The 26654-nt window shown below is 55.9% G+C and carries 18 protein-coding genes; 6 read left to right on the top strand and 12 right to left on the bottom strand.

Features of this window, described 5'->3' with window-relative positions; all coding sequences use genetic code 11:
- The first annotated feature begins 930 nt into the window (after nucleotides 1–930).
- A complete protein-coding gene (locus NHH03_RS16545) occupies nucleotides 931–2379 on the top strand; it encodes a PP2C family protein-serine/threonine phosphatase (RefSeq protein ID WP_253158096.1) in 1449 nt (482 codons plus the stop codon).
- A gap of 183 nt (nucleotides 2380–2562) precedes the next feature.
- Here NHH03_RS16545 and NHH03_RS16540 read toward each other — a convergent pair whose 3' ends face one another.
- From NHH03_RS16540 to NHH03_RS16520, 5 genes are all read right to left on the bottom strand, one after another.
- On the bottom strand, nucleotides 2563–2838 hold the full coding sequence (locus tag NHH03_RS16540) for a hypothetical protein (RefSeq protein WP_253158095.1): 276 nt from the start codon (nucleotides 2836–2838) through the stop codon (nucleotides 2563–2565).
- 179 nt (nucleotides 2839–3017) lie between these two features.
- A complete protein-coding gene (locus NHH03_RS16535; protein ID WP_253158094.1) occupies nucleotides 3018–4148 on the bottom strand; it encodes a hypothetical protein in 1131 nt (376 codons plus the stop codon).
- Nucleotides 4149–4261: 113 nt separating this feature from the next.
- Nucleotides 4262–7777, bottom strand: a complete 3516-nt coding sequence (locus tag NHH03_RS16530; protein WP_253158093.1) for an efflux RND transporter permease subunit — start codon at nucleotides 7775–7777, stop codon at nucleotides 4262–4264.
- A gap of 11 nt (nucleotides 7778–7788) precedes the next feature.
- Nucleotides 7789–9918, bottom strand: coding sequence for an efflux RND transporter periplasmic adaptor subunit (locus tag NHH03_RS16525; protein WP_253158092.1), 2130 nt, complete (start codon nucleotides 9916–9918; stop codon nucleotides 7789–7791).
- 277 nt (nucleotides 9919–10195) lie between these two features.
- Nucleotides 10196–10750, bottom strand: coding sequence for a hypothetical protein (locus NHH03_RS16520; protein ID WP_253158091.1), 555 nt, complete (start codon nucleotides 10748–10750; stop codon nucleotides 10196–10198).
- 148 nt (nucleotides 10751–10898) lie between these two features.
- Here NHH03_RS16520 and NHH03_RS16515 point away from each other — a divergent pair, with 148 nt between their 5' ends.
- The gene (locus tag NHH03_RS16515; RefSeq protein WP_390895576.1) at nucleotides 10899–12440 is read left to right on the top strand and encodes a TolC family protein; all 1542 of its coding nucleotides are present in this window, start codon (nucleotides 10899–10901) and stop codon (nucleotides 12438–12440) included.
- Nucleotides 12441–12461: 21 nt separating this feature from the next.
- Here NHH03_RS16515 and NHH03_RS16510 read toward each other — a convergent pair whose 3' ends face one another.
- The 3 genes from NHH03_RS16510 to NHH03_RS16500 form a co-directional block, all read right to left on the bottom strand.
- Nucleotides 12462–13016: an RNA polymerase sigma factor gene (locus tag NHH03_RS16510; RefSeq protein ID WP_253158089.1), complete on the bottom strand. Its 555-nt coding sequence runs from the start codon at nucleotides 13014–13016 to the stop codon at nucleotides 12462–12464.
- A 309-nt stretch (nucleotides 13017–13325) separates the two neighbouring features.
- On the bottom strand, nucleotides 13326–13466 hold the full coding sequence (locus tag NHH03_RS16505; protein ID WP_253158088.1) for a hypothetical protein: 141 nt from the start codon (nucleotides 13464–13466) through the stop codon (nucleotides 13326–13328).
- A gap of 279 nt (nucleotides 13467–13745) precedes the next feature.
- On the bottom strand, nucleotides 13746–14033 hold the full coding sequence (locus tag NHH03_RS16500; RefSeq protein ID WP_253158087.1) for a hypothetical protein: 288 nt from the start codon (nucleotides 14031–14033) through the stop codon (nucleotides 13746–13748).
- Between the two features lie 1184 nt (nucleotides 14034–15217).
- Between NHH03_RS16500 and NHH03_RS16495 the strand changes: the two genes are divergently transcribed.
- From NHH03_RS16495 to NHH03_RS16480, 4 genes are read left to right on the top strand one after another with little or no spacing between them, the layout of a single operon-like run.
- Nucleotides 15218–16582, top strand: coding sequence for an efflux RND transporter periplasmic adaptor subunit (locus tag NHH03_RS16495; protein WP_253158086.1), 1365 nt, complete (start codon nucleotides 15218–15220; stop codon nucleotides 16580–16582).
- A gap of 1 nt (nucleotide 16583) precedes the next feature.
- Nucleotides 16584–19703: an efflux RND transporter permease subunit gene (locus NHH03_RS16490; RefSeq protein WP_253158085.1), complete on the top strand. Its 3120-nt coding sequence runs from the start codon at nucleotides 16584–16586 to the stop codon at nucleotides 19701–19703.
- Nucleotides 19704–19742: 39 nt separating this feature from the next.
- Nucleotides 19743–20246, top strand: coding sequence for a cytochrome c (locus NHH03_RS16485; RefSeq protein WP_253158084.1), 504 nt, complete (start codon nucleotides 19743–19745; stop codon nucleotides 20244–20246).
- On the top strand, nucleotides 20221–21081 hold the full coding sequence (locus tag NHH03_RS16480; protein ID WP_253158083.1) for a cation diffusion facilitator family transporter: 861 nt from the start codon (nucleotides 20221–20223) through the stop codon (nucleotides 21079–21081). Before NHH03_RS16485 ends, NHH03_RS16480 begins: the two co-directional genes overlap by 26 nt.
- Nucleotides 21082–21202: 121 nt before the next feature.
- Here NHH03_RS16480 and NHH03_RS16475 read toward each other — a convergent pair whose 3' ends face one another.
- The 4 genes from NHH03_RS16475 to NHH03_RS16460 form a co-directional block, all read right to left on the bottom strand.
- Nucleotides 21203–23668, bottom strand: a complete 2466-nt coding sequence (locus tag NHH03_RS16475) for a heavy metal translocating P-type ATPase (RefSeq protein ID WP_253158082.1) — start codon at nucleotides 23666–23668, stop codon at nucleotides 21203–21205.
- Nucleotides 23669–23680: 12 nt separating this feature from the next.
- Nucleotides 23681–24442, bottom strand: a complete 762-nt coding sequence (locus NHH03_RS16470) for a methyltransferase family protein (RefSeq protein ID WP_253158081.1) — start codon at nucleotides 24440–24442, stop codon at nucleotides 23681–23683.
- Between the two features lie 184 nt (nucleotides 24443–24626).
- Nucleotides 24627–25310, bottom strand: a complete 684-nt coding sequence (locus NHH03_RS16465) for an ABC transporter ATP-binding protein (protein WP_253158080.1) — start codon at nucleotides 25308–25310, stop codon at nucleotides 24627–24629.
- Nucleotides 25311–25376: 66 nt separating this feature from the next.
- Nucleotides 25377–26606, bottom strand: coding sequence for an ABC transporter permease (locus tag NHH03_RS16460; RefSeq protein ID WP_253158079.1), 1230 nt, complete (start codon nucleotides 26604–26606; stop codon nucleotides 25377–25379).
- Nucleotides 26607–26654: the final 48 nt, after the last annotated feature.

The raw sequence follows: 26654 nt of genomic DNA, 5'->3' as shown, positions 1-26654 counted from the left end.
CGGTGCTGTTGGTGTCCTCGCCGGCGGCTCGGGCAGGGTCACACGATGCGACGCCTTGCCCTCATGCGTGCTGCCATCCGCTGTCGGTCGGGCACGGCTGCTGTGACAGTAATCCTTTGCACGAATGCCCTGCAATGGCTTCGTGTGAGACAACGGTTTGGCTGCCGCCGCGAACTTCCACCCACGATCCATCGCCTCGCGGCTTGGGTCACAGCGACTTCTTACGGTTTGACTGGCGGACGGAGTCGGTCGCACTCGTGCGGTCGGTCTCGTTGGCTTGTCCCAGCTCTCTGATTGATTGGCACATTCGTCTTCAGGTTTAGCGGTTGCCTCTGCTTCGAATTGCGAAGCCAGACCAATTCAAAAATGAAGATGTTTCTGTTTCCCAATCGGTGCAAGTCGATGTCGGCTGCGCCATCAATCCTGGAGTTTCCAAAATGTTAGCGACTGTATTCTCTGCTGTTTTGTTTGCCGTTTCGTTCGTCCCCGCTGGTAATGCTGACGCCTCCGCCGCATCGGCTCGGCCGACGTGTTGTTCAAAGCACGCATACTGCTGTACGCTTCATGCACCGTGCTGTGACAAACAGGCTGAAGCGAAAGCGACCACTGACAACGTGGCGAACGCAACTTCTCAACCCACGTGCTGTGCCAAGCGTGCCTATTGCTGCTCGGTGAACGCACGATGCTGTGGGAAGCACGCTGGAACGAACGCTGCAACCAGCGACGTCGTCGGCGCGGCCGGTCAACCGACCTGCTGTGCAAAGCGAGCGTACTGCTGCAGCGTTGGTGCTGCATGCTGCGGAAAAGGATCGGCAAGTGCAACGGAAGTCGAGCCCGCTGAACTCAGCTAGTCGCTTCTGATTTCGTTCGACCCCACATCAGCCGGGCGAGCCTGAACACTCGCCCGGCTTCTCTGTTTAAGGTGCCGTGATGGACACATTCAAACACCGATGGCACCAGTTGCCGATTAGCCGGCAACTGCTTGTCCTCGTCAATGCGATTCTCTTTGGGTTTGTCGTTCTGTTTCTTGTCGTTGACTACCGCGTGAGGATGGATCGGCATTTGAACGAGAAGCAGATCGCGTTGACCGAAGAAGCTAAAACGATGTACGAATCACTGTTGGTCGCTGAATCCCACGGCGGCGAGGCGATTCAAAATCTGGTCGACAACGTCTGCGCTCGAATGAATACCGACGATTCGCCGGGTCACCATATTGCTGCCGAATGGCAAGGGCTTCCGTACCAGGCTATCTCGCATGGGCATGCTTCCGACGAAATGCTCCTGGCAATGCGGTCTGCGGCTGATTCAACCCTCGCCAGATCAAATGCCACCGGCTCGCTCGTTGTGGGGTCTTTCACTGGACCAGCGGGCACTGTCTACATTTCCGAGAAACGTTCAGCAGTCGTGGGCGCAACACGCCGCTCGTTGTTGATCCAGATGTTCGGAGTCCTATTGCTAGGAGGGATTACTTCCTTCGTGGTCAGCGCGGTATTACGGCAATTGATCGCCAAACCAATCCAAGGTTTCATTTCGGCGCTGCGGAGTGTTGCCGCCGGCGACCTGAGCGTGATTGCACGTACGAGAAGCTGTCGAGAACTGAGTTATCTCGCCGATCAAATCAATTCGATGACCGAGGCTTTGGATCACGCTCAGCGCGACCATCGCGTTCAGATGGAAAAGGCGAGCCAAATTCAACAGAACCTACGCCCGACAGTGAATGGATTGGTTGGAATCGACGTCGCGGAATTGTTCGAGCCGGCTGACGATGTTGGCGGTGACTACTACGACGTGATTCCATTGTCCGATGGGCGATATCTACTCTGCGTCGCGGATGTATCGGGTCATGGCGTACCAGCCGCGATGGCGGCGACGTTGTTGAAAGCGTTTGTGTCAGAAGCGGCAAAGCAATCGTCCAGCCCTGCCCAGATTTTGACGGATGTCAACGAGCGCTACTGCGAGTACGTGATAATGGGACACTTTGCGACGATGACGCTACTGGTCGTTGACCCAAAAAGGCGACAACTGACCTACGCCAATGCAGGCCATGAATTTCCGTTCTTGCAGATTGGACGCGAAACACCGGTGCGATTGAATGTGGGCGACCTGATCTTGGGCGTCGAGGACGATACCCACTACAGCGAAGAAACAATCCAGCTCGGCGATGCGGCTCGTCTAGTAATCGTTAGCGACGGAGTGACCGAAGCGTTTGACCCGAGTGAAGAACAGTACGGAACGGAGCGGATTGAGCAGTTGATGAACACCGTCAAACGCTGCAACGCTCGGGAACTGGTTGAAGCGTTTGAATCGTCCATCGAAACGTTTCGCAAGGGCCGCAAGGCGTTCGATGACACGACGTTATTGGTGGCTCAATTAACTTGAATGGACTGCGGTATCGTTGCCGACGTACCGTATTCGCTCGGCGTCGGCGTACGCGGCATCTCGTCGATCGGCGACTGACAAAAGGGACAGACGTTTGCGATCGAAAAACGCCGAACCACTCGATACGCCAACCAAGGTATCGAGCGTGTGGATTGAGACTTCATGGTAGAGCGTGCTCCCGCGTTAGTGGCAACAGCTTCCGCCACCCGATGAGGAGCGTGAGTAACCTGAAGTGGGAGCGGTTGTGAACGAATTTGCTGCGGGCGATTGGTAGTCAGTGTCGAAATCAATCGCTGTGTCGTATTGAATGTTGGCGGCAGCTTGCTCGGCGTATTGCTGAGCGGTCACTGCCGGTTCGTCTTTTCGATAGCCCAGCCAGGGCAGCGATTGGCATCCAGCGGAAAGTATAAGGGTCAGAGCGAGCGCCGCGGTAGCGCAGTATTTCCATAGCGATTTCATGACGACTTCCTTGTCGTAAGTTGAAAACAAAAAGGCAGGGACGGCGTGGTGACGTCATCACTTGCGTGAATCAGCCGCGACACCGCCCCCGCGTGTGTTGAGTTGGGAAGAGTGGGAGACAAGGAGACATGGAGTTTTCAGTCTTCATGTCTCCCCCCTACCAAACTGATTGTCTATTCCTAGCGAATCGTTGGAGCATCGACACCTTGAGACTTTAAAGCAGCCAGCCACTTTTGCGGCTCGGCCGCGATCTTCTTCGCGCATCCAGGGCAGCAGATGTAGATCGCTTTACCAGCCGCGTTGACTTTGTACGGCCCACCCATCGCATCAAGCGGTTCATCCATCACAGGGCACTTCTTTTGTGCGGCAATGAAGGGTGCGTCGGCAGCAACCACTTTGAAAATGCCTTCACGAACCTGTTCGGTACCTGCGGGAACAGACGCTTGATTACCGCTGCCGTAAACCATCGCCAAATACTTCGCTGGCTCGGCCTGAATCTTCTTGATGCATCCCTTGCAGCACAGATAGATCGGCTTGTCGCCAACCATCACCTTGATCGGAGCGCCCATGCCACCGAGAGGTTCATCCATCACGGGGCAAACTTTTTGGGCGGCGATGGCTGCTGCATCGGATTGGGTCGCTGTGGTGACCGTGATCTGCGGGCGACCGGCGGCATACTTAGCCGGGTCCGACTTGACCGCGCCCACACAGCCCGCACAGCAAACGTAGAGCTTCTGTCCGTTGACATCGACCGCGACGGGATCACCCATGCTGCCGAGCGGCTTTCCGCTAACGGGGCAGATTTTTTGTCGTGCGATCGCCGCGGATGCCCGTTGTTGCTCGCTGGCCGGAACGGTGGCGACTTCATTGAAAGAGATTGTACTGGCCACAATACCGACCAATTGCACATCGACGTCAATCTGTCGACCAGCGATTTGCGACAAGTTCACAGGAGCGGTCAACGCTCCTTTGCCATCGGGCAACAGGTCGTAGCGATAGCGTTTCGCATTGCCTTCGACTCGTACTGAAACGGCACCGCGTCCCCGGTCAACCGATACCGGCTGACCATCGCGGTCGTAAACGAACATTTGCAGCCCGCCTTGGGAAACAATTGTTTCGATTTGCAGGTTGCCGGTTTGTTTCAGACTACCGCCATGCGGCCCCACTTGAGTTGCTTCTCGAGCCTGCGTCATGCCGGGCATCGCGTGGCTGTGCCCAGCGTGATTGTGCTGCGATTGAATCGTCTGCCCAAACACGCCCGATGTGGACATCGCGAGTGAGAAAGCGGTGATGATGAGTGTTCGTTTCATGGGAGAACTCCGTTGTTAAAGTTAGGACACCGTCCGCTGGGTCCGTCGATCTTGGTGAGGTTGAGTGTTTGGATGCCTGAGTCGTAAATTTCTTCACGGGCAAACGAAAAGTTTTATGCCGCTTTCATGAGTTCCTCCTCCGGCATCGCTTCGGTGCCCTCCCAAAGCTCGTCTTGAAATCCGAAACGCATTTTCAATTCCAGGTAGCCGCAATAGAGCGTCGGCACGATGAACGAAGTGAATGGTTCGGCTAACATGCCACCGAACACGGGAATCGCCATCGCGCGAGCAACGTCAGCACCGCGGCCTGTCGCGATCAACACTGGAATCAATGCGGCCAGCGTCGTCACCGTGGTCATCATGCAAGGTCGAATGCGTTTGAGTCCCGCTTCGTACACCACGTTGCGAATGTCTTCGACCGATTCGATCTTGCGTTTCTTGAGAAGCTGATGGATGTAGGTCGCCATCACGACGCCATCGTCGACCGCGAGGCCGAACAGCGCGATGAAACCAACCCAAACTGCCGTGTTGAGTTCCACGCCCATCGTTGCAACTGCGATCATGCCGCCAGCGAAGGCGACTGGGATACCAGAGAACACGGCTAACGAAATCGAGAGGTTTCGGAACTCCATGTAAAGCAACATCAGATTGATGCAGATCACCATCGGAATGATCCACATCAAGCGCCGATTGGCTTCGATTTGGTTACGGAAGCTGCCGACGGCTTCGAGAGAGTATCCCGCTGGCAGCGATAACCGATTCGGGTCCGACGGAGACAGCGACTGAGCCTCGCGGAGCTGTTCTTCGATCGCGGAGACTGATTCCAGATCGCCCTTGCTGCCGTTGGTCATGAAGGAAACGTGAGCGACCAGCCGGCCGTTTTCGCTGTTGATTGCACCCGGACCCCAAGTCGTTTCCAGCGTTGCTAGTTCTTCCAATGGCACAACGGCCCCCGAGTGCGTGACGACGGGCAAGCGTTTCAAACCGTCGATCTGTTCACGAAGGTCGCGGTTGTATCGCAATCGCACGGGATAACGCTCTCGTCCTTCCACCGTCTTGATCAGATTCATCCCGCCGAGTGCTGTTTCGATGACTTGGTTCACCATCGACGAACTCATCCCGTACCGCGATGCCGCCTCACGATCGACGGTGAACTCGACGTACGGTTTGCCAAGCACAATGTCGGGATTGACCGTGCCGGCATTGATCAGCGGTGACTTCTTCAATTCAGCCGAAACATTCATCGCCGCGTCAGCCAATTCGTCAAGCTGGTTGCCGTACACTCGAATGGCCATCGGTGCCTTGATGCCAGACTGCAACATCACCACGCGGCCCTCGATCGGTTGTAACGCCGACGCGGGCGTGACACCAGGCAACGTGGCGACTCGGTTGATTTCGTCCCACACGTCGCGAGCAGTGACGCCTTCTCGCCACTCGTTTTCGGGTTTGAGCATCACATAGGTTTCGACCATCGCGGCCGGCGCGGGGTCGAGTGCCGATTCGACGCGACCGATCTTGCCGAGCACGTCTTTGACTTCGGGAATTTGGCCAATCAAAACATCTTGCGTCTGCAACACTTGCATCGCTTGCGAAAAACTGGCTGCCGGGTACAGCGTCGGCATGTAGAACCAGCTTCCTTCGTCGAGCGCGATCCAGTCGTCGCTCTGCAACCCCGTAAAAACATGCTTGGCATCGACGTAGCCGGGAAAGTCATTCAGATCGGCACCGAACAAGTTCGCGAACTTTTCGACCGGACGAAGCACGGTTGGCATTCCGACGTAGGCACCCACTCCGATGATCAACAGCGTCAACGGAAACGAAAGCGCGAACGCTTTGTGGTTCAGGGCGTGTCGCAATCGGGCTGCGTAAATCCAGCGAACGAAGCGACTAGACGGGATTTCTTCGATTGGCCGAATCCGCTCTCGCAGCAATTGCCAACCGGCAATGAACCCAATCGTGGCCGCGATCACGGTCACAATCCAAGTATCCAAGCCGAATCGCTCTGCGAGTCGTGACCCCCACAAGAAATGGGACGCGGCACCGAGCAATCCGGAGAGAGACAACGCGGCAACCAGCGCGGTCGATTTTCGACGCACGCTGCTCCGCAACATCAATCGACACAAGGCGGGCACAATCGTGACGGCCGCAATCATCGCTGCAGCAATCGCAAATGTCTTGGTGTAAGCCAGCGGGGAGAACAGTTTGTAATCGCGACCGGTCAAAAAGAAGACTGGCAAGAAACTGACAATAGTTGTCGCCACGGCGGTCACGACGGCCGGTGCGACTTCGACCGTTGCTTCGTAGACGACTTCCGTGCGAGGTTGTTTGATCCGAGCCTCTTCGCTACCAGACTCCCAATCCGATAGATGCTGGTAGATGTTCTCCGACACAATGATCGCCATGTCGACCATCGTGCCGATCGCGATCGCAATCCCCGCCAGCGACATGATGTTCGCACCGACGCCGACCACTCGCATCGCAATGAACGACATCAGCACTGCTGCCGGCAAACAGATCGCAACGACGAAACTGCTGCGAATGTGCAATAGAAACAAGAGGATGATGATCGCCGTAATGATGATCTCGTCACGTAACGCATGCGTCAGCGTCGCCATCGTCTCGTCGATCAGTCCGCTACGATCATAGACGCCATGGATGGTTACGCCTTGCAGCGATGGCGTAATCGCGGCGATCTTTTCTTTCACTCGGTCGATCACGACGCGTGGGTTCTCGCCGTATCGCATTACGACCACGCCGCCGACCGCTTCGGCTCCGTTGTAGTCCAATGCACCGCGACGAAAGTCAGGGCCAATCTGCACATTGGCAATGTCACGGACGCGAACGGGAACGCCGTCACGCTGCATGATGACGGTGTCCTCGATGTCCTCGACCGCTTTGTTTTTGTCACCGCCAGAGCCGAGGAACCCCTTGCTGCGGACGATGAACTCCATGCCGGTCGTTTCGACAGTCTTAGCACCGACGTCCAAGTTCGATCCCTTGATTGACATCGCCAACTTATCGAGCGATACGTTGTGAAATCGAAGCTTGTCGGGATCGACTTCGATCTGATACTGGCGAACGTAACCGCCAATCGACGCGACCTCGCTGACCCCTTCGACCGCCTGCAACTCGTACTTCACGACGAAGTCTTGCATGCTGCGAAGTTCTGCGAGCCCCATGCCTTCATCGGGCGGTTGTAACGTGTAGTAGTAAACCTGTCCCAATCCGGTCGCGTCCGGACCAAGTTGTGGTACGACGCCATCGGGCAACTGTGACGCCGCACTGCCGAGTTGCTCAGAAACTCGACTGCGTGCCCAATAGAAGTCAATTTCGTCCTTAAACGTGACCTGCACGAAGCTGTAGCCGAACATGCTCTTGCCACGCACCGACTCCGCACCGGGAACAGCGAGCAACGAAACGCTCAGCGGATAGGTGACCTGGTCTTCGATGTCCTTCGGCGAGCGACCCGGCCAAGGCGTCAGCACGATGACTTGGTTCTCGCCAATGTTAGGAATCGCGTCGATCGGAATCGACTTGAAACTGATCCAGCCAGCGATGCTTAGACCAACGGTCAGCAATACCACCAGCCAGGGTTCTTTAACGCAAAAGCGAATGATTAGATTTAGCATGGTTCGTCTCCTTACTGCACCGTACGAGCGATCGAGGGGATTTCGCTAACCGGCATCGCCATGTCACGAACGACTTCTCCGCACGTCAGCATCTCGCTGCCCCAATACGGGTTCTGCAAATCGCCGCCGGGCTGCATCCAGTCGCCACCGCCGCCAGGAACCATCGGGCAGTAATAGTGCGTCAACTTCACAGCCGTCTTCGGGCCGCGAGCCACCGTGGCCGCTCGCAACATCGCGTGACTGACACCGCGATAGGCTTCGCGAGCCGTTTCCAACGAACTATCCATGCGTGACGCCGCGCGGCGAGCGGTTGCGAACCTGCGTTGAGCTTCATCGGGAACACCAGCCGACAGTTCTAGTTCGCGGAGTCCTTCGATCAGCGTGTTCAAGGCGACGGGCGGAGGCGTTTGATCTGCCGCCATCGCACATTGGATTTCAAAGTACGCGTCGTAGGTTCGATCAAGCGTATTGCCAGCGTCGCTGGCCAGCATGACAGGAGTGGTATTGGGAAGTTCCAGCGGTCCCGGCGAATAGCTCGGTGCTTTGGTCGGGTCCATCAACGAAGGGTTGCCGGCGAGCTGCATTTGTGAGTCGATCAGGAAATTGCCGCCCGTCGCAACCGTCTCGCCAGCCGACAGTCCTTCCACAATTACTGCTTCTTTGCGATTCATGGGACCGATCGCCACTCGTCGAATCTCAAAACGTCCCGGTTCGGTTTCGACGTAGATCACGCTGTTTTCACCAGCCAAAAGCACGGCATCTCGCGGCACGGTCACGACTTGCTGCATCGGCAAAGGTTCTGATGCGAACCCGAGCTGCGAAGTCGGCACCAATTCCATATCGCAAAGCGGGCACTTGCCCGGTTCGTCGCGGATGACTTGCGGGTGCATCGGGCTGATGTATTTGTTCGCCAGTGCCGGATCGTAAACTTGGTCCATTGGGATCGCCGGCACGGTCACGCGAGCAGTGGCGTAGTCGCCCGGTCGCAGTTTGCCGTCGAAGTTCATGATCTCGACACGGACGCGTACTGTTCGAGTCTTCGGGTTCACGGTCGGGTCAATGAAAGCGACGCGGCCAGTGAATACTTCGCCCGGCATCGACTGAATTTCCGCTTCGACTTGTTGACCAAATCGAACAGCCGAAGCGTCATCGGGGAACAGGTCCAACATCAACCACACACTGCTCAGGTCTGCGACGCGGTAAAGCTTGTCTCCCGTTTTCACGTAGTCGCCCTCAACCGCCGACTTTTCGATAACGGTTCCTTTCTGCGGTGACTTGATGCGGATGCGCGACATTGGTTGACCCGAGTTCCCCAACTGCTCGATCTGACTTTCCGTCATGCCCAGTTCCGTCAAATTTTCCCGTGCCATCTTGTTCAGATCGCCGCCAGAGATTTGAAAGCGACCGATCTTGCCATCGCTGTTCATGCTGGTGATGAACTCGGTTTGTGCGGTGTAGAGCTGTGGGCTGTAGATCAACGCCAGGTCGTCGCCTTCATTGACTTTCACACCGGCGTAGTTCGCGAACATTTTTTCCAACCGGCCGTCGATGTACGCACTGATGGTCGACAGTTGGCTTTCGTCGAAGTCGATCGAGCCGATGGTGCGGATCGTTCGATTGACTTCGCCCATCTTCGACATCACCGTTTGAATACCGACCAATCGCCGGGCGGATGCTTCGATGGTGACCGAAATTCCGTCACCGCCTCCGCCGCCAGTCGCTTCGACCAATTCCATCGCACAGACGGGGCAGCGACCTGGCTCTGTCGACGGCGGCGTACACATCATCGGGCAGATGTATCGTTTGTCTTCGCCGCCACCGACTTCCGCGACGGAATTGCCTTGGCCGCCCGAGAAACCATCAGCAGTCAACCACTTCGTTCGCTGTGCGACACCGAGTAAGAAAAACACAAGACCGGCGACGACGACGACCGTTGCGGCTTGCACCCCCGTGCGCACCAGCCACTTCATCCCGCCACCACTTTTCGGTGCGGTCGGTTCGGCTTCAATTGGCGAGGGCGTTTCTTCGGCCACCGTTTTCACTGGCTCGCTATCGGTCGGCGCATCCGCATCCACGCTGCTAACTTGGCCGTCAACTTCGACTTCGACTTCGTTGGGTTCGATTGGTTCGTCCTGATTCATAACAGTTCTCGCGGCGTTTTCCGGCACGCGTTTGTGGTTCCATCCACGAACGTCAGCTAAAGAGGTGGCTGGGCGACGATGCGACGCAGGGGATCGCATGATCGACCAGTCATCGCCTCCAGGCTGTGACCGGTTCATTGTTTTGGTGACGCGATCAGATCGCGTAGGGAGTGCATCTGGATAGAGATCACACGGAACGAGCGCGCAGCATCATTCACATTAAAGCCAACTTGAAAACGAGAAGCTACGAGCGCGCAGCTCTCCTATCGAGACGACGCTAGATGCGCCAGATGCAAAGAAACCGCTGAGAGAAATGCGGTGATTGATCGCCGATCGGCAATTGTGACATCGGTTGACCTGGACGAATTGAAAGTCCAGTTTCGGATGCAACGTGATTCAAGTACGCAATCACGACTAATTCCCGAACCTGAGGAACAGGCACGCGATGTGGTGCCGGCGCTAGCGGTTCTGATCGAATGCCACACATGCACGACGACAACGCAGCTTGGTTTTGAACCAATTTCTCGTCGTCGGATTTCAGTGGCTCGGGCACGACATCGGAGATTTCACCGAACAGGTCGTCATGCTTTGATTGTTCTCGTTTCGCCGTACAGCAACTGCCGGCGACTTCTTCGTTGCCGCCACAGCAACCGCACAGATCGCCGTCCGATTTCACTTCACAGCATTTGCAAGCGTGGCAGACCGTCTCGGCCTCGCAGCACTGACCTTGAGCACATGTTCCCTGCGCAGCCACCAGCGCCATCGGCTGAATCACCATTGCAGCGATCAGACAAAGATTAACGGCGGTGCGAATTAGGGGGGAGTTACTCACTGTGACCTTCCGAAAAGGATACCCATGCCCGGTATATGAACTGTATCGGAAATTTGGCCGAAGAGTTCAATAGGAATTAACCGGTTAGGCAAACTTTAACAGCTCATTTATAGCTCATTAGGACCTGAACGCCATGGATCGGCATTCTATGAGCCCCAGAACGACCCACGCGAAACGATTGCTGCTAGCAGCGTTGGTTGCCGCGTCGACGTCTGGTTGTGCCTCCCAGCGCGGTGTTCAGGTAGCAGAAGTCACCGCTCCAGTCTCCGGTTCCGCCCCGACGTCGGGTGCGAACAGCGACGTCGACTGGCAGCAATTCCCTATCGAGCCGGGAGAAACTGCTTCCATACAACGCGTCGGCTACAACGACGGAGTGGTGATCGCATCGCCCGCCGTCTTGGCTCAACCTCCCCAGGAAGACGGCAATCAGAGCTTCGGAGACTTCCTGCAACTCGATCCGCCCAGGAGGGAAGATGGGGAGTTGGGAGTTGGGAGTGGTCAGCCTGTCGAGTATTTCGTAGGCACCGCACTGGCACGTCACCCCAAAATCCTGGCCGCCAGGCAACGCGTCGCTGCGGCGACCAATGTCATCCCGCAGGCCAAAGCCTTGCCCGACCCGACATTTAACAACACCTTCTGGCCTTTGCAGGACAATGCGATCCAGACGGCTGCTGGCAGGGTCGGCAACCAGGTGTCGATCAACCAGATGGTGCCGTTTCCCGCCAAGCTGAAAACCAAAGCGGCCATCGCCAACCGCGAAGTGCAAATCGCTCAAGCGGAAGTTGACACGATTGCTCGCCAGATTACCGAGTCGGTTCGTCTCGCCTACTATGAAGTCTGGTTCGCAACCCGAGCGATCACGATCATCGAAGAAACCAAAGACCTCGTCGCCGACCTGACCGACGTTGCTGAGGCACGCTACCGCAGTGGCGGTTCGCAACAAGACGTGCTGCGTGCTCAGTTGGAAACCGACCGCCTCGACGAACAACTCATTACGCTTCGCAAACAGAAGCAGGTAGCCCAAGTGGACCTCGCTACATTGCTACAGCAACCCGTTGGCTTGCTTCCCGAAACGATGAATGAACTCGGCGTCACTGACACACCTCAGCAAATTGAAGACTTGATCGGGTTGGCTGAGCAGTGCAATCCGACGCTACGTGGCCTCGCATGGGAAATCCAACGCGACCGCGACAAAGAGCGTTTGGCCTGCTTGCAGCAGTATCCTGATTTAAGTGTTGGATTGAACTGGGGATTAGTCAGTGACAATAACAACGTCCTCAGCCCCGTGGCCAATGGAAACGATCAGCTCAGTTTCAGCATCGGCACAACGCTTCCAATTTGGCGAGAGAAAATCAACTCCGGTATCCGCGAAGCAGCCCACCGACGCAGTAGCACGACCCGTCGATTGGAAGCGGAACGCGACGAACTGTACGGCAAGATTCGCCGTCTGATTGTTCAAGCCGACGCCCTGGTCGAGCAACGCAACATCTACGAAGAACGGATCATTCCTCGAACAGAAGACACGCTCAAAGTCTCGATCGCCGACTACCGTGGCAAACGCACGGACTTCTTCACGCTGATCGAAACCTACCGCGAACTGTTGATGTTCGAGACCCAGCTCGCTCGCATTGACGCAACACTGGCCGGCACCATCGCTCAACTCGATCGAACAGTCGGCTGTCCCTATTGAATTAGTGCGGGGCAACACGCGTCACTCGCCGCTCTCTTCGATTAGCCTCCGCAACTCCCGCCGCGCCCGGTTCAATCGCGAACCGACCGTGCCTTCGGGGATGCCGAGTGTGGCGGCAATTTCTTGGTATGACAGACCGCTCTCTTCTTTGAGCGTGAAGATTGCCCGCAATTCCGGATCGAGTTGATTGAGCGTCTGGCGAACCATCGCGGCACGTTCGTCTTGTTCGACGTGGTCGGTTTGCCGAACAGTCGGCTCGACCACCAGTTCTTTGGTCCGCCGATGTTGCTCACGGCGCAGATGCTGCAATGCCTCGTTGGTGGCCAGTCGATACAACCACGTTTCAAACTTCGATTCGCCGCTGAACTGATCGAGCTTCGTGAACGCTCGAACAAACGTCTGCTGCGTTAAGTCGTCGGCGTCCTGTTGACCGACCATCCGCACCATTAAGCGAAAGACACGATCCGCCGTGGCCTCGTAAATCTGGCGGAGCGCAGCGCGATCGCCGCCGGCACCGGCCCTGACCGTTGCGTCGGCGATTGGCTCTCTGTCATTACACTCACTGCGGTGCTCCATTTGTCAGATTGTATCGATACCCAAGGGGGGTACTAGCGGCCTTTGCGTTCGGCGTGCCATGGCGACTACCGACCAATGCGGTCGCGCATCACACAGACCATCGCGACTTCGCGTTAGAATTTGCGATTTCTCCTGGCATTCGGATACCTCGGCACCGTATTTGCAAATTCGTCTGGGCACTCGAATCACAAACTGAGCAAGGAAAACGACTTCTAGCGACTCTTTGGAGCGATGAGCCCAATTTCGACCACATCCATGCTGTCTGAACTCCAACAGGACCGACCACGTCTACGGAAGCGAGACTCGCTTTTACATGGCACTTGTCATCGGGGCAACGATGGTGATGATTTGCGTCAGCAATAGCGCACCCAGCCGAGGCATCCGAGACGACATCTCGGCCACGGCGACAATCACCGCAGCCGAAATCAACGCTTTGACGATCAACCACATCTTCCAAAGTCCTTGATGAAAGAGTGTTCCTACTCGTGGTCGTCATGAGCTTCTTCCTTGAAATCGCCTGTATACGGTGTGCCATCAATCACTCCCGTCATGCTGCCTTCGTACTCTTGAACGACGCCAAGCTTTTCATGCGTGCCTATGATTCTGACGCCTTGCCGTCAGGATCATTTTCTTTCGGTGACGCCTTCAGAGTCAACGTCATTTCTGGATCAACGATGTTCAGCTCAATGGAATCGGCTTCAATTGGTGCAGGCATCTTTTCATCACCTCCTAGGCATAGGCGGTTGCTTGAGTCTTGCCGTGATCAACTGTGAATTCGACGTGGTACTTTCCGCCACCCCAATCGGCGATGGTGCCGTCGTGGGGGCCAGCTCTGTGGCCATGGCCGGCAACACTATGATCGTTTACTTCGGCTTGATGTGGCAAGTCGATGCGAAGTCGCCCAAGATTGGCATAGTCGGTCCGATGCTCCTCCTCCAAGCGAACGAATAGATCGAAACGACGCTGGCCTTCGAAAACTTGTGATACGACTTCGCCTTGCAAAGCCGTTTGCAACATACTCTCCCGACATCCAGGAAGCCGTGCTGTCGTTTCCTAGGGAAACGTCCGGCAAGCCGCCGATCCACCAAAGAAATCTCCGTCAGATCGCGACTAAACTGCTCTGGGACCGACAGCGTCAAATGTGAAGAAAGCCACTCGAACAAACGACAGGCCATCCCTCTTCCGGTGATGCGATAACGATCCACCCGGATAGCAAGTAGGGTCGTTTCCCCCTTTTTTATTGGCCAATGCTCAGCGCTCTTCAAGACAAAACAGGTTTTGAAACCTGTGCGCTGGGCGGCGTTGACAAGCCATCTTGCCGATTGACTGACGAAAAACTCGCGACTAACATAACTAATCTTAGAAATTCTCTCAAGATCCTCGCTGCTTTGCCTTCTTAGAAGCTGATGCCAACAAGGTTGCCAAAACGCATCTTTCACATGATCGCCAAGCTCGTTTTGCTTTTGGTGTTACTGTGGCCTGCGCCCGTTCCGGTTGGACACTGTCACGGTGACGTCGGACTCGGTTGGTCAGCGCAAGAGATGTCTCTGCACTTACAAGCATGCCACGGCGGAATTGCCAACGCTGACAATTGGCCATCGGACTGGCATTGGCATTGGGTCTTGCAGATGGACTCCCTGATTGGGGTTAATGACGTTGGCTCCGGGACGCAGTGCGATCTATCGATAAATAGCGTGATCCGTGGTGCCGGCGACCTTCCGGATGAGTCCAAACTGGATGCTTGGGTTTGGCAAAGTACCGTCATCGCGCCAGCAATCTCGAGCAACCGTCGACACTCGTATACAACGATTGGATTATTGGCAAGCCGCCACTCTCTTCCCGAACTTCTTGGCGTCATTCGTTGTTAACTCGACGATTCCTCTAAACGCCGCTGGTTCCGCTCTACCGCTTCGATGATTGCTAAGGCAGGTATGCCTCCGCGGTCATGCTTTCATGTGAAGGAAGAGCGGTCCCGCTTATTCACCGACGCCATTTGCGACAATCATTCGCTCGGCTTACGAGTGAAAGAATTGAAGCCCAAAGTTGCTAGCCCCGCTATGTCATACGAGACAAGCATACTCTCAGCGAGAATCCCTATGTTGAATCGAAACTACCTTCTGCCTTGTATCTCGCGTCCCAGGCGTGGCCGTTGGATGCTTTTCATATCGTTCATATCCGTATTGAGCTCAGCGTTCAACGAAGTGTCGGCTCAAAGACACGACACTCCAGTCGACGTTGCCGACACCGCTGCCATCATTAGTCTGCCTCAGGAGCAGTGGCGAGCATCCGGAATTCAGATCGAAGCGGCAGGTGAAGAACCGCTCGACAGAGTATTGCGGCTGACCGGACAAATATCGCTCAACCAAGATCGCGTGGCTCACATTTATTCGATGGTCGAGGGAACCGTCGACGACGTTTCCGTGCGACTCGGGCAGACCGTCAAATCCAACGATCGATTGGCCGTAATCCACAGCCGTGAAGTGGGATCGGCCAAGCTAGCCCTGTATCAAGCGCGACTGCAGCTCGAACTAGCCCGCGCCAAGAATGAATTGCAAGCCACAATCGCCGCGAACGCCACCGAGTTGCTGCAGTCACTAAGGGACAACGTCGATATCCAAGAGATCGAGACCCAATTCCGCGACCGCCCGATGGGCGATTTCCGCGAACGTGCTTTGGCATCCTACGCGGCATACTTGAAGTCCGATGCGGACGTCGAACGCCTGGAAGGTGTTTCCCAATCGGGTGCCGTTTCCGGGAAAACACTACTGGCGGCGACCGCAAAACGCAACGCCGACCAAGCTACGTTTCAGGCACGCATTGAACAAATTCAACACGAGTTGCAAACTACCACCTTGATGTCGAGCCAAGCCGTCAAGGAAGGCGAAGCCGAGGTGTTGGTCGCTGCAACCAACCTCCAAATCCTCAACGTCGACGCCGAGGACATCGCAGAAATTGACCCGGCCAAACAGGGCGAAACGCTCTCGCATTACGCCATCCGCGCCCCCTTCGACGGAACAGTTTTGTCGAAAGACGTCGTGCTGCGCGAGCAGGTGCGGCCCGATGTGATGTTGCTCAGCATTGCGGATCTATCCACAGTTTGGGTCGTCGCGAACATTTACGAAGAGCATCTTCCGTATCTAGATTCATTCAAGGACCAGACGATCACACTTCGCAACGACGCATTGCCTGCCCAGGTTTTCAAGGCCAAGGTTTTTTATACCGGGGAGATCATGGATGAAGCGACTCGCACGATATCGTTGCGAGCGATCGCTGATAACGTGGATCACCGGCTGAAGCCCGGCATGTTTGTCAACATCGAATTGCCGATCCGACAATCTGAATCCGTTGTGATCCCTTCGGCTGCGGTGCAGCAACACGAGGGAAAGCAGTTCGTCTTTGTGCATCAAGGAAACGATCAGTTTCAACGTCGTGACGTCATCGTAGGAGCAACGAGTGGCAACTCTATCGTCGTCCGCTCTGGCCTGCAAAAAGGCGAGTCCGTCGTAACTGCGGGCGGTTTTATCTTGAAGTCGCAATTGCTCGCCGAATTGTTAGGAGACGAATAAGATGGTCAACTTTCTCATCGATTTTTCTCTTAACAACCGCTTCATCGTCATCTTATTGTCTTTGGCGATCCTCGGCATGGGCTTTTTCGCCGCCGCAACGATCCCGCTCGACGCGGTTCCCGACCTGACGAACGTGCAAGTGCAGGTCCTTACCAACTCGCCCGCTCTCGGTCCGGTCGAGGTCGAACAGTTCATCACATTCCCGATCGAGAACGCGATGAGCGGTATCCCCAAGGTCGACGAGATTCGGTCGATTAGCCGGTTTGGATTGTCAGCCGTCACGGTTGCATTCGAAGACGGGACCGATATCTACTGGGCGAGGAACTTAATCAGCGAAAGATTACTGAAAGCTCGCGAAGACATTCCGCCAGGAATGGGGACGCCCGAACTCGGACCGATTGCGACGGGCATGAGCGAAATATACCAATTCGAAGTCCGCGCGGAGCCAGGATTTGACCATTCGTTGACCGATCTGCGCACCGTGTTGGATTGGCAGATCGCGTTTCAACTTCGCAGCGTTCCGGGGGTCATCGAAGTCAACACTTTCGGCGGAGCATTAAAGACGTACGAGGTACAGATCGACCCTGCCAAACTGCAAAACTATGACATTTCTTTGACCCAGGTCATGGATGCTTTGGAACAGAACAACGGAAACGCCGGCGGCGGGTACATTGCGCACAATGCCGAGCAGAGGTTAATTCGGGGCGAAGGATTAGTCAGCTCGCTCGACGACATTCGAATGATTGTTTTGGACAGTCGGGAAGGGACGCCGATTCGCATCGCCGACATTGCAAGAGTCGAATTTGCCCCGATGTTACGCCAGGGTGCTGTGACACGCGACGGCAACCGCGAGGCGGTTATCGGCATGGTGATGATGTTGATGGGGGGCAATTCTCGTCAGGTCGTCGGCGATGTGAAGGCCAAGATAACGGAAATTCAGAAGACGCTGCCCGAAGGCATTGTGATCGACACGTTCTACGATCGGACGGAACTGGTCGCCAAGACGATTCACACCGTTGGCGAAAATATCGGACTCGGCGTGATCCTCGTCATCGTGACCTTGTTTGTGCTTTTGGGTGATGTCCGAGCCGGATTGATCGTTGCTGCGGCAATTCCGTTGTCGGCAATGTGTGCGTTGATCGCGATGCGCTATGCCGGTGTATCAGCCAACCTGATGAGCCTCGGGGCGGTTGACTTCGGGGTAATCGTTGACGGGGCCGTGGTGATGGTCGAAAACTGTGTTCGACGGGCGATGCAATATCAAAAAGAACACGACGGCGATCACGTTCCCGAAGGTGTCTTCCGCGAGTCGGCAAAGGAAGTTGGGAAGCCAATTCTCTTTGCCGGGCTGATCGTGATCATCGTGTTTCTTCCGATCCTGAGTTTGCAAGGCATGGAAGGCAAGATGTTTCGTCCGATGGCATTCACCTTCATGACGGCACTCTCCTCGGCGTTGATCCTGTCGGTGACCGTGATGCCTGTTTTGGCATCTTTGTTTTTGGCCCGGCGGGTGAAACAGCGTGAGACGTTTGTGGTTCGTGGATTGAAATCAACTTATCGACCGATGCTGATGTTCGCGATGAAGCGGCCGCTCCCGATGTTCGTCGGTTCGGTCGTCTTGTTTGTGGGCAGTGTGTTCCTGGCCAGCGGATTCGGCGTCGAATTTGTCCCCAAATTAGACGAGGGAGACATCGCGATCCAAGCGACGCGGTTGCCCAGCGTGTCGCTCGAAACGTCGATCGAGATGACCAAAGCGATGGAACGAACCCTATTGAAATTTCCTCAAGTCGAGACAGTGGTTTCCAAGACGGGCCGTCCGGAGATCGCTAACGATCCCATGGGAGTTTACCAGACGGACATCTTTGTCAGACTCGACCCGCATGCCGAATACGGCGAGGGAAGATCCAAGGCCGATTTGATCGAAGAGATGCAAGCCGCGTTGATCAAGGAGGTGCCCGGTAACGCGTTTAGCTTCACGCAGCCGATCGAATTGCGAGTCCAAGAGTTGGTAGCGGGCGTGCGAAGCGACATTGGACTGAGCTTGTATGGCGATGATCTCGATGTGCTGAAGGTCAAGGGCGATGAACTCGTCCGCGCCCTCAATCAAGTCGAAGGGGCGGCCGATGTCGCGGCCCAACAGATCGCCGGGCTCTCGTACTTGCGAGTCAAAGTTCGGCGGCAGGATTTGGCTCGTTACGGCATCAACACGCGAGAGGTGCTCGATGCCGTCAGTTCGGTCGGCGGAATCCAGGTCGGTCAAGTGTTCGAGGGCCAGCGGCGTTTCCCTTTGCAAGTTCGATTGCGACCTGAGTCTCGCGAGAACACCGACCAGCTCTTGGCGTTGAAAGTGGACGACGCCCACGGCCGGCCCATCCCGATCTCGCAACTCGCCGATATTGTCACCGAAGATGGTCCGGTTGAAATCAGCCGTGACGCGGTTCGCCGTCGATTGCTCGTTCAGTGCAACGTGCGTGGACGTGACTTGGCCGGTTTTGTCGCCGAAGCCCAAGCAGTCGTTGACCAACGGGTAGAGTTGCCGCCGGGCTACATGCTCCGCTGGGGCGGGCAATTCGAGAATCTGCAACAAGCGACCGGGCGTTTAGCCATCGCAGTCCCGGTCGCGCTGACCTTAATCTTTGCATTGCTGTACATGACCTTCAGTTCGGTCAAATTGGCGATGCTGATCTATTTAAACGTGCCCATTGCCGCGACCGGTGGTGTGCTTGCCCTGTGGGCACGCGATTTGCCATTCTCGATCTCTGCGGGCGTCGGATTCATCGCATTGTTCGGTATCGCAGTGATGAATGGTGTCGTGTTGATCGAGCACGTCCGGCACTTACGTCATGCCGGCGATTCGCAACGTGATGCGGTCATCATTGGTGCGATCGACCGATTGCGTCCGGTTCTGATGACGGCCATGTGCGGTGCGTTGGGATTCGTTCCGATGGCACTCTCGTCAAGCTCCGGTGCCGAAGTCCAACGGCCTCTGGCAACAGTGGTCATTGGAGGCTTGATCACGTCGACGGCTTTAACGTTGTTGGTATTGCCGACGATTTATCGCTGGTTCGAGCCGAAACAGGTTGAGCCCGAAGCGTACGATAAGACTCAGTTCGTCCACTAAAACTTTTTTGTCCCTCTCCCTTCAAAGGAACCCTTCGTGATGAAGACCAACCGTTTTGCACTGACACTTGGGATGTTACTTGTTCCGGCAATCGCGTCGTTAATTATTTTAACGCGAGCTCCGATTCCAGCGACTTTCGCCCAGGCACCGAGCGTTGAACCCAGCAATGAATTGAAATCGGAGCTGGTTCCGGTGGAGGGCGATATGCACGAGTTCATGGAGTACGTCTTTCAACCGACCTACAAGCGACTCAAAGAGTCGATGGCGATCTCTGAGAAAGACAACGCGAATTGGAAAAGCATCAAGTCGGATTCACTGATTTTGGCAGAGGGAGGCAATTTGCTTTTGTTCCGAGGCTCAGCGTCAGAATCGCAAGATTGGAACCAGCATGCGACGACCGTTCGCAAATTTGGCGGGCAACTTTACCAAGCTGCCAAACAGAAGAATCAGGCCGATTCTGAAGTCGCATATCGCACGATGATTCAAAACTGCAACGCGTGTCACCAAGATTTTGCCGATGGCGAACACCAGTTGGCCCCATAGTGTGAATGCCACTGCTCGCTCACCCTATCGCGATGCCACACACGCCGCTGTACTAGGATTGCTAGTCAACCTTTCCCTCGCAATCATCAAACTGGTCGGCGGCTTGGTGGGACATTCCTTCGCGTTGCTATCCGACGCTGCCAACTCGATCGGTGATGTGCTCACCTCGTGCGTGGTTATCTTCGCCCTTCGCGTGGCGCAGAAACCAGCCGACGAAGAGCATCCCTACGGGCATACCCGAATCGAAGCGGTTGCCGGTTCGAACGTTGCGGTACTGATCATCGTTTCCGCCATATGGATAGGCTGGGAAGCAATTAGCCGGTTTTCACAATCGCATGTCATTCCACCAGCTTGGACTTTGTGGATTGCGGGTGGCAATGTGCTCGTGAAAGAAGTTCTCTATCGATACAAGATACGCGTTGGCCGGGAGACGGGGTCGATGTCGATCATCGCGGGGGCATGGGACCATCGTAGCGATGCACTGTGTTCCCTGGCAGTGCTACTCGGTCTTGCGACCATCCGGATTGGCGGACCAGCGTACATTTGGGCCGATGAAGTCGCCTCACTGGTCGTGGTCGCGGCGATCTTGTGGACCGCTATTAATCAGCTGCGTCAGAGTACTCATGAATTGATGGACGCGCAGGCGGATGAAGAACTCGTGAGTCAATTGCGAACGGTACTTTTTGAGGTGGATGGAGTGCTAGGTGTCGAAAATTTCTGGGGCCGCAAATCTGGATTGGAGTACTTTGCAGACGTTCATATCGAGGTAGCTGCAGACATGACCATTGCCGACGGGCACGTCATCGGTCACCAAGCGAAGGGGCGACTGATGTAGATCAGGCTCGTGATTTCGATGTAACGGCCGCGACGAATACCTTGAACATGCTTCGTATCGTCGGGTTGATCGTCATTTTTGTTATGTCTTGGCCGGTCGTTTTCCACGTAGAGTTCTCCACTTAAAATTTCGGTTTATAAGCAAGTAAACGCAATGCGTTGAAGACGACGACGAGCGTGCTGCCTTCGTGCAATGCAACTGCGGGGCCAATATTGAGACCGAGGATCGTGGCGGGGACGAGGAACGCGACCATGCCGAGACTCATCCAGAGGTTTTGACGGATGATGCGGCGTGTGGCGCGGCTGAGTCCGATCGCCAGCGGCAAGTGGTCGAGGTTGTCGGCCATCAGTGCGACGTCGGCGGTTTCGAGGGCGACATCGCTGCCGGCGGCTCCCATCGCGATGCCGACTGAGGCGGATGCCATCGCGGGTGCATCGTTGACTCCGTCGCCGACCATTGCGACACCGCCTTCGCTTTGCAGCTTTTTGATTTCGTTGACCTTATCGTCGGGCATCAAGTCGCCGCGGGCTTCGTCGAGACCGACTTCCTTCGCGACCGCATTGGCGACCTTTTGGTTGTCGCCTGAGATCATAATCATCCGCTCGATTCCAAGTTCGCGAAGCCGCGAGATCGTTCGCTTGGAAGCCTCACGCGGTGTGTCCATCAAACCGATGACGCCGAGGTAACGATCGCCGCGTCGGACGATCATAGTCGTGCGTCCATTCTCTTCGAGCGATTCAACAATCTTGCGAACGCTGTCTGGTAGCGGTGGCCCCTCGACTTCGGCGAACAAGTCGTCTTTGCCAATATGGACGATGTCTTCTTCGACCGTCGCTTGAATGCCGCGCCCGGTGATGCTCTGCAAATCAGTAGCATCCGGAATCGTAAGACCGTCATCCAGTCTTTTTAATCCGTCGCGGACCACGGCTTTGGCAAGCGGATGTTTGCTGAGGTCTTCTACTGCGATAGCGGTTCTCAACAATTCGGTCTCATCAACACCGTCAGCGGTGCGAACGTCGGTGACTTTGGGTTCGCCCTCGGTGAGCGTTCCGGTTTTGTCGAACGCGATTGCATTGAGACTGCCAAGGCTTTCCAGTGGCCCGCCACCTTTGACGAGGATACCGCCGCGTGCCGCTCGGGCGACGCCGCTGAGCACCGCACTGGGCGTTGCGATCGCGAGCGCACAGGGGCTGGCGGCGACTAGAACCGCCATCGCTCGGTAGAACGATTCGCTGAAGGTTTCGTCGATGACGAGCGGTGCGAACATCAACAGTAGGACACCGGCAATGACTGACGGGACAAAGTATCGCTCGAACTTCTTGGTGAACTTCTGCGTTGGTGACACCCGCGTTTCTGCTTCGCTGACCATCGTGACGACACGGGCCAGTGTGTTTTCGGATGCGAGCTTGGTGACTTGGATTTCGAGCGACCCCGATTGATTGATCGTTCCAGCGAAGGCACGATGTTCTGGCGGAAGCGACTCGGGATCGGATGCGGCATCGGCAACGTCCGCGACAGGGCGTTTGTCGACGGGCACGCTCTCGCCTGTGATCGGTGCTTGGTTGATGCTGGACTCGCCGGCGGTCACGAAACCGTCTGCGGGGACTCGTTCGTCAGGTTTGATGATGACGATGTCGCCAACGACCAGGTCTTCGACTGAGATTTCTGATTCGTTGCCATCGCGTTGAACCCGTGCTGCCTTTGGTGCCAGTTCGGACAAGGCTTCGATGGCACGTTTTGCTCGCCCCATCGCGTAGCCTTCCAAGGCGTGGCCGATGCTGAACAGGAACAACAGCAACGCACCTTCGGCCCACGCCCCCAGCGACGCAGCACCGGCGGCAGCCACGATCATCAAGAAGTCGATCTCAAACTTGCCCGCTCGGATTTTCTCGACTGCTTCGATGACGGTATAGTAGCCACCGAACAGGTAAGCGGCGATGTAGCACCCCAGCGGAATCCACTCGTTCAGTTCTGCGAAGGTTTCGATCAGCCAACCGACCAACAGAAAAACGCCGCAAAGGATCGCAAAGATCAACTCCGACTTCGGTCCGAAGATGCCGCCGTGCGCGTGATCATGATCGGCATGGTCGTGATCGTCCTCGTGGCCTTCGTCGTCATGCCGATGACCCTCAAGTTCGCCGCGAACTTGCAGGTCAGACGATGACCAATCATTCAGTGCCCTTGCGATCGACGAAGCGTCGGTTGTTTGACGATCAAATTCGACTCGAACGGCTCCGTCCGGCGAGACCACTGATTCGATGACACCGTCGATGCGAGCCAAACGCGATTCGACGGCGGATGCTCTGCCTGCGTGCATCGGCCCAACTCGCTTATGCCAATGCCCGTAGCGTTGGTCAAGCTCTGCCCCAGCTCGACGTGCCAATTCGCGAACCTCGCCCGTCGAAACCACGCTCGGGTCGAAATGTACACAGATTTGTCCACGGCTTTCGTCACTCGGCTTGAGAGAATGTGCTGCGTCGATTCCTGCTTTGCTTTGTAGCAGCTCCGCCAACCGCCTGATGCACAAATCGTCCGCATCTTTGACCGTGGGGAGAAGCAGATTGAGTTCAATTTTTTCTTTTTTCATAGTAGGTCGATCTCACTTTGCGGCCTCGTACAAAATTCGCTCGTACTTGAGCCATCGTCGGAGTTGCCGTTTCATGACCCGAGCGATGATGTAGAGAAGAATACCGCTGCCGAGCAGGATGTACCACGATTTCTCGATGGCGACGTTGCCTTGCTGAGCTTCGTGCATCGCCAATTCCAATGCTGGGAAAGTCAATGCGATGACCGCGACGGCAGCAGATTCGGCTCGAATGACTTTGGGGATGTCCAACGGCAGTTCGGCCGACTTCCATTGTCGAAGTCTAGGTACGAACGCGGGCGTGCGATTGGACCAATCGGTGAATACACGGCCAAACTTTTTTCGCAAGAACGCTTCCTCGGTGAACATGATGCGTTCGTAATACAACGCGAATGCCATCAGGTAGACCACGACCAACCAGTGGGCAGCGGAATGCAACACGATGCCCAGGGCAATCAAGAAGTTGCCGAGGTACAGTGGATGCCGGACGACCGAGTAGAAGCCGGAAGTGTTGAGTGTTTCGGCAACTTGTGTTTTGGTGTTGCGACCCGAAGTTCCGTCGGCCGCATATCCGACCGCGTGACAGCGAATCGCTAATCCCACTAGCGAAACGCCGAGACTGATGATGCTCCAGACGAAATGCAAATTGGGATGCAATTCAATCACGGGATATCGCAGTGCCGCGGTCACGATCAACGGTAAGAACACGAAGGGTAAATAGCTGCGCCAGCGGAAAAGCCACGATCCGGTGCGTTCAAATTCTTCAATGAGTGCCATAGGAAAGTCAATCTTTGGGTTGGAAGGCGAAAAACGGCTCCCGGCGCGTCGGCTGGTGAGTGACGCGGTCCGGGAACCTAGCTGACGGCTGAATGGCAGCCGTCAGTTTTTTAGTTGGGAGTTGGGAGCTGGCAGACAATGAGCGCAATTTCTCCCAAACTCCTTCTCTCCTTTTCACCCCCTCTCACGCTGCTTCTGCCATGGCGACCTCGTGGGTGACTCCGGCGACCAAGCGGATGGTTCGGTGTGCGAATGCGGCGGTGTCGGCGTCGTGGGTGACCATGACGATCGTGCGTCCGTCTTGGTGAAATTCATTCAGATAGCTCATCACTTGTTGCCGCGTTTCTGAATCGAGATTTCCGGTCGGTTCGTCAGCCAAGATAATTTGCGGGTCATTGGCGAGCGTCCGTGCCAACGCAACTCGTTGTTGCTGGCCTTGACTCATTTCTGACGGACGGTGATCGGTTCGATCGGACAACCCAACGCGGTCGAGCATTTCCATCGCACGCTCTTCTTGTTGTTTGGCGGTTTTGCCAGACAGCATCAGTGGGATTTGCACGTTTTCGCGAGCGGTCAGCCAGGAGATCAAGTTGAAAGACTGGAAGACGAAGCCAATCTTGCGGCCCCGCAGCGCCGTGCGTTCTTCCACGGACAAGTCGTACAATGATTCGCCATCGAGCATCACGTCACCCGTTGACGGCGCGAGCATTCCGCCAAGAACGGACAGTAGAGTCGTCTTGCCACTTCCACTCGGTCCAACGATCGCAATGAAGTCGTTGTCGGGAATCGTAAGATCGGAATTGTCGAGTGCCGTGACGATCTGGCCTCGACGTTCGTAGGTCTGCGTAACGGAATTGAGTTGATACATTTTTTGTCTTGAAATGGAGAGTTATGTTTTGTGGGAAAACCCGGCATCTATCACACGGCTGAACGATCAGGCGTCGTTAAAAACGAGGCACGGATCGAGACCGGCCGCTCGGCGAGCGGGTAGTAGACTGGCGGCGACCGCGACGATCGTTGCCGTCCCCATTCCCACGCCCAGCAGCATGGGCATTGGGCGTACATGAATACCCAATAGCTGTGGTCCCAACACTGCGGCGACGATGGTACCAACGACGAAGCCCGCTGCTCCACCGGCGAGTCCCAATACCGCAGCCTTGCCAAGGAACATTTGCGTGACAAAATTGCGACTGGCTCCGATTGCCATCAGCGTCCCGATTTCCTTGCGTCGTTCGGTCACGTTGGCGTACATCACGCTGGCGATGCTCGCACCACCGACCAGAAGCAGGATCGACAGAAAGACCCAGGACAAACGCGACATCAGGCCGTTGACGGCGATTTGTGTTTGTACAACTTGAGCGATCGTGACGATTCGTGTCTCGGGAAGCTCGGCGGACAGGTTGGTAATCAAACCGCCTGCGGCGTCTTCGCAACACGCCATGATCTCGATGACGTTCACCACTGGCCCGGCATCCGACAAGTCTTGGACGCTGTGCAAGTGAGCGAACATGCGTCCGTCATCGATCGTGCCGGTTGAAGGCAGCACAGTGAGGACAGTAAAATCTTCACCGAGTAGCGGCAATGTATCGCCAGTTTTCGCACCAAGTTGGCTGGCGAGATCGCATCCGAGGATCACATCGCGATCGCCTAATTCAGCGATGGTGCGTGTGGTGGCCAGCGAGTTCGGATCGTTATCGCCTTCGCCGATGTCAGCGGCGGTGGCACAACAACCGCGATCGCTGCCGACGGCATTGCCCAACATCCCGAGACCCTGCCAAGCGGCCTTGGCTTGAAATTCACTGCGTGGCAGGATACCGGTCAAGGTGACGGGAATCGTGTCCACTTCCGCTTCGACGCACAACTTGGGAGCCAAGTTTTCAACGCCGGGCAGTCGAGCGAGCGCGAGCCGAGTGACGTATTCCTCAGGCATCGTATGCCCGTGCATATCGGCACCGTAATAGTCTTGCAGCGTGACACTGGGCGGCAACACCAAGACGTTCGCACCGAGTGACTCCATGTCACCAGCGATCTTGCGTTCTGAGAACACGGTGATGTTCTGAATCGCAACGAGCGCTGTGACACCAAGCGTGACGGCCAGCAAACTGGTTAGCATGGGTGTCGGCCGCTGCCAGAGTTCTTTCCAAATCATGTGTCGAAGTTTCATAGAATCCGTTCCTTTGACTTCTATTGGTTGAGAGATGTGTGGGTTGCT

The sequence above is a fragment of the Stieleria tagensis genome, from assembly GCF_024129865.1.
GTDB lineage: Bacteria > Planctomycetota > Planctomycetia > Pirellulales > Pirellulaceae > Stieleria > Stieleria tagensis.
This window is presented reverse-complemented; position numbering and strand designations above follow the sequence as displayed.

Excerpts from the sequence above, each read along its gene's own strand:
- NHH03_RS16545 (WP_253158096.1), top strand. The coding sequence starts at position 931 with ATGGACACATTCAAACACCGATGGCACCAGTTGCCGATTAGCCGGCAA.
- NHH03_RS16540 (WP_253158095.1), bottom strand. The coding sequence starts at position 2,838 with ATGAAATCGCTATGGAAATACTGCGCTACCGCGGCGCTCGCTCTGACC.
- NHH03_RS16535 (WP_253158094.1), bottom strand. The coding sequence starts at position 4,148 with ATGAAACGAACACTCATCATCACCGCTTTCTCACTCGCGATGTCCACA.
- NHH03_RS16530 (WP_253158093.1), bottom strand. The coding sequence starts at position 7,777 with ATGCTAAATCTAATCATTCGCTTTTGCGTTAAAGAACCCTGGCTGGTG.
- NHH03_RS16525 (WP_253158092.1), bottom strand. The coding sequence starts at position 9,918 with ATGAATCAGGACGAACCAATCGAACCCAACGAAGTCGAAGTCGAAGTT.
- NHH03_RS16515 (WP_390895576.1), top strand. The coding sequence starts at position 10,899 with ATGAGCCCCAGAACGACCCACGCGAAACGATTGCTGCTAGCAGCGTTG.
- NHH03_RS16510 (WP_253158089.1), bottom strand. The coding sequence starts at position 13,016 with ATGGAGCACCGCAGTGAGTGTAATGACAGAGAGCCAATCGCCGACGCA.
- NHH03_RS16505 (WP_253158088.1), bottom strand. The coding sequence starts at position 13,466 with ATGTGGTTGATCGTCAAAGCGTTGATTTCGGCTGCGGTGATTGTCGCC.
- NHH03_RS16500 (WP_253158087.1), bottom strand. The coding sequence starts at position 14,033 with ATGTTGCAAACGGCTTTGCAAGGCGAAGTCGTATCACAAGTTTTCGAA.
- NHH03_RS16490 (WP_253158085.1), top strand. The coding sequence starts at position 16,584 with ATGGTCAACTTTCTCATCGATTTTTCTCTTAACAACCGCTTCATCGTC.
- NHH03_RS16485 (WP_253158084.1), top strand. The coding sequence starts at position 19,743 with ATGAAGACCAACCGTTTTGCACTGACACTTGGGATGTTACTTGTTCCG.
- NHH03_RS16480 (WP_253158083.1), top strand. The coding sequence starts at position 20,221 with ATGGCGAACACCAGTTGGCCCCATAGTGTGAATGCCACTGCTCGCTCA.
- NHH03_RS16475 (WP_253158082.1), bottom strand. The coding sequence starts at position 23,668 with ATGAAAAAAGAAAAAATTGAACTCAATCTGCTTCTCCCCACGGTCAAA.
- NHH03_RS16470 (WP_253158081.1), bottom strand. The coding sequence starts at position 24,442 with ATGGCACTCATTGAAGAATTTGAACGCACCGGATCGTGGCTTTTCCGC.
- NHH03_RS16465 (WP_253158080.1), bottom strand. The coding sequence starts at position 25,310 with ATGTATCAACTCAATTCCGTTACGCAGACCTACGAACGTCGAGGCCAG.
- NHH03_RS16460 (WP_253158079.1), bottom strand. The coding sequence starts at position 26,606 with ATGAAACTTCGACACATGATTTGGAAAGAACTCTGGCAGCGGCCGACA.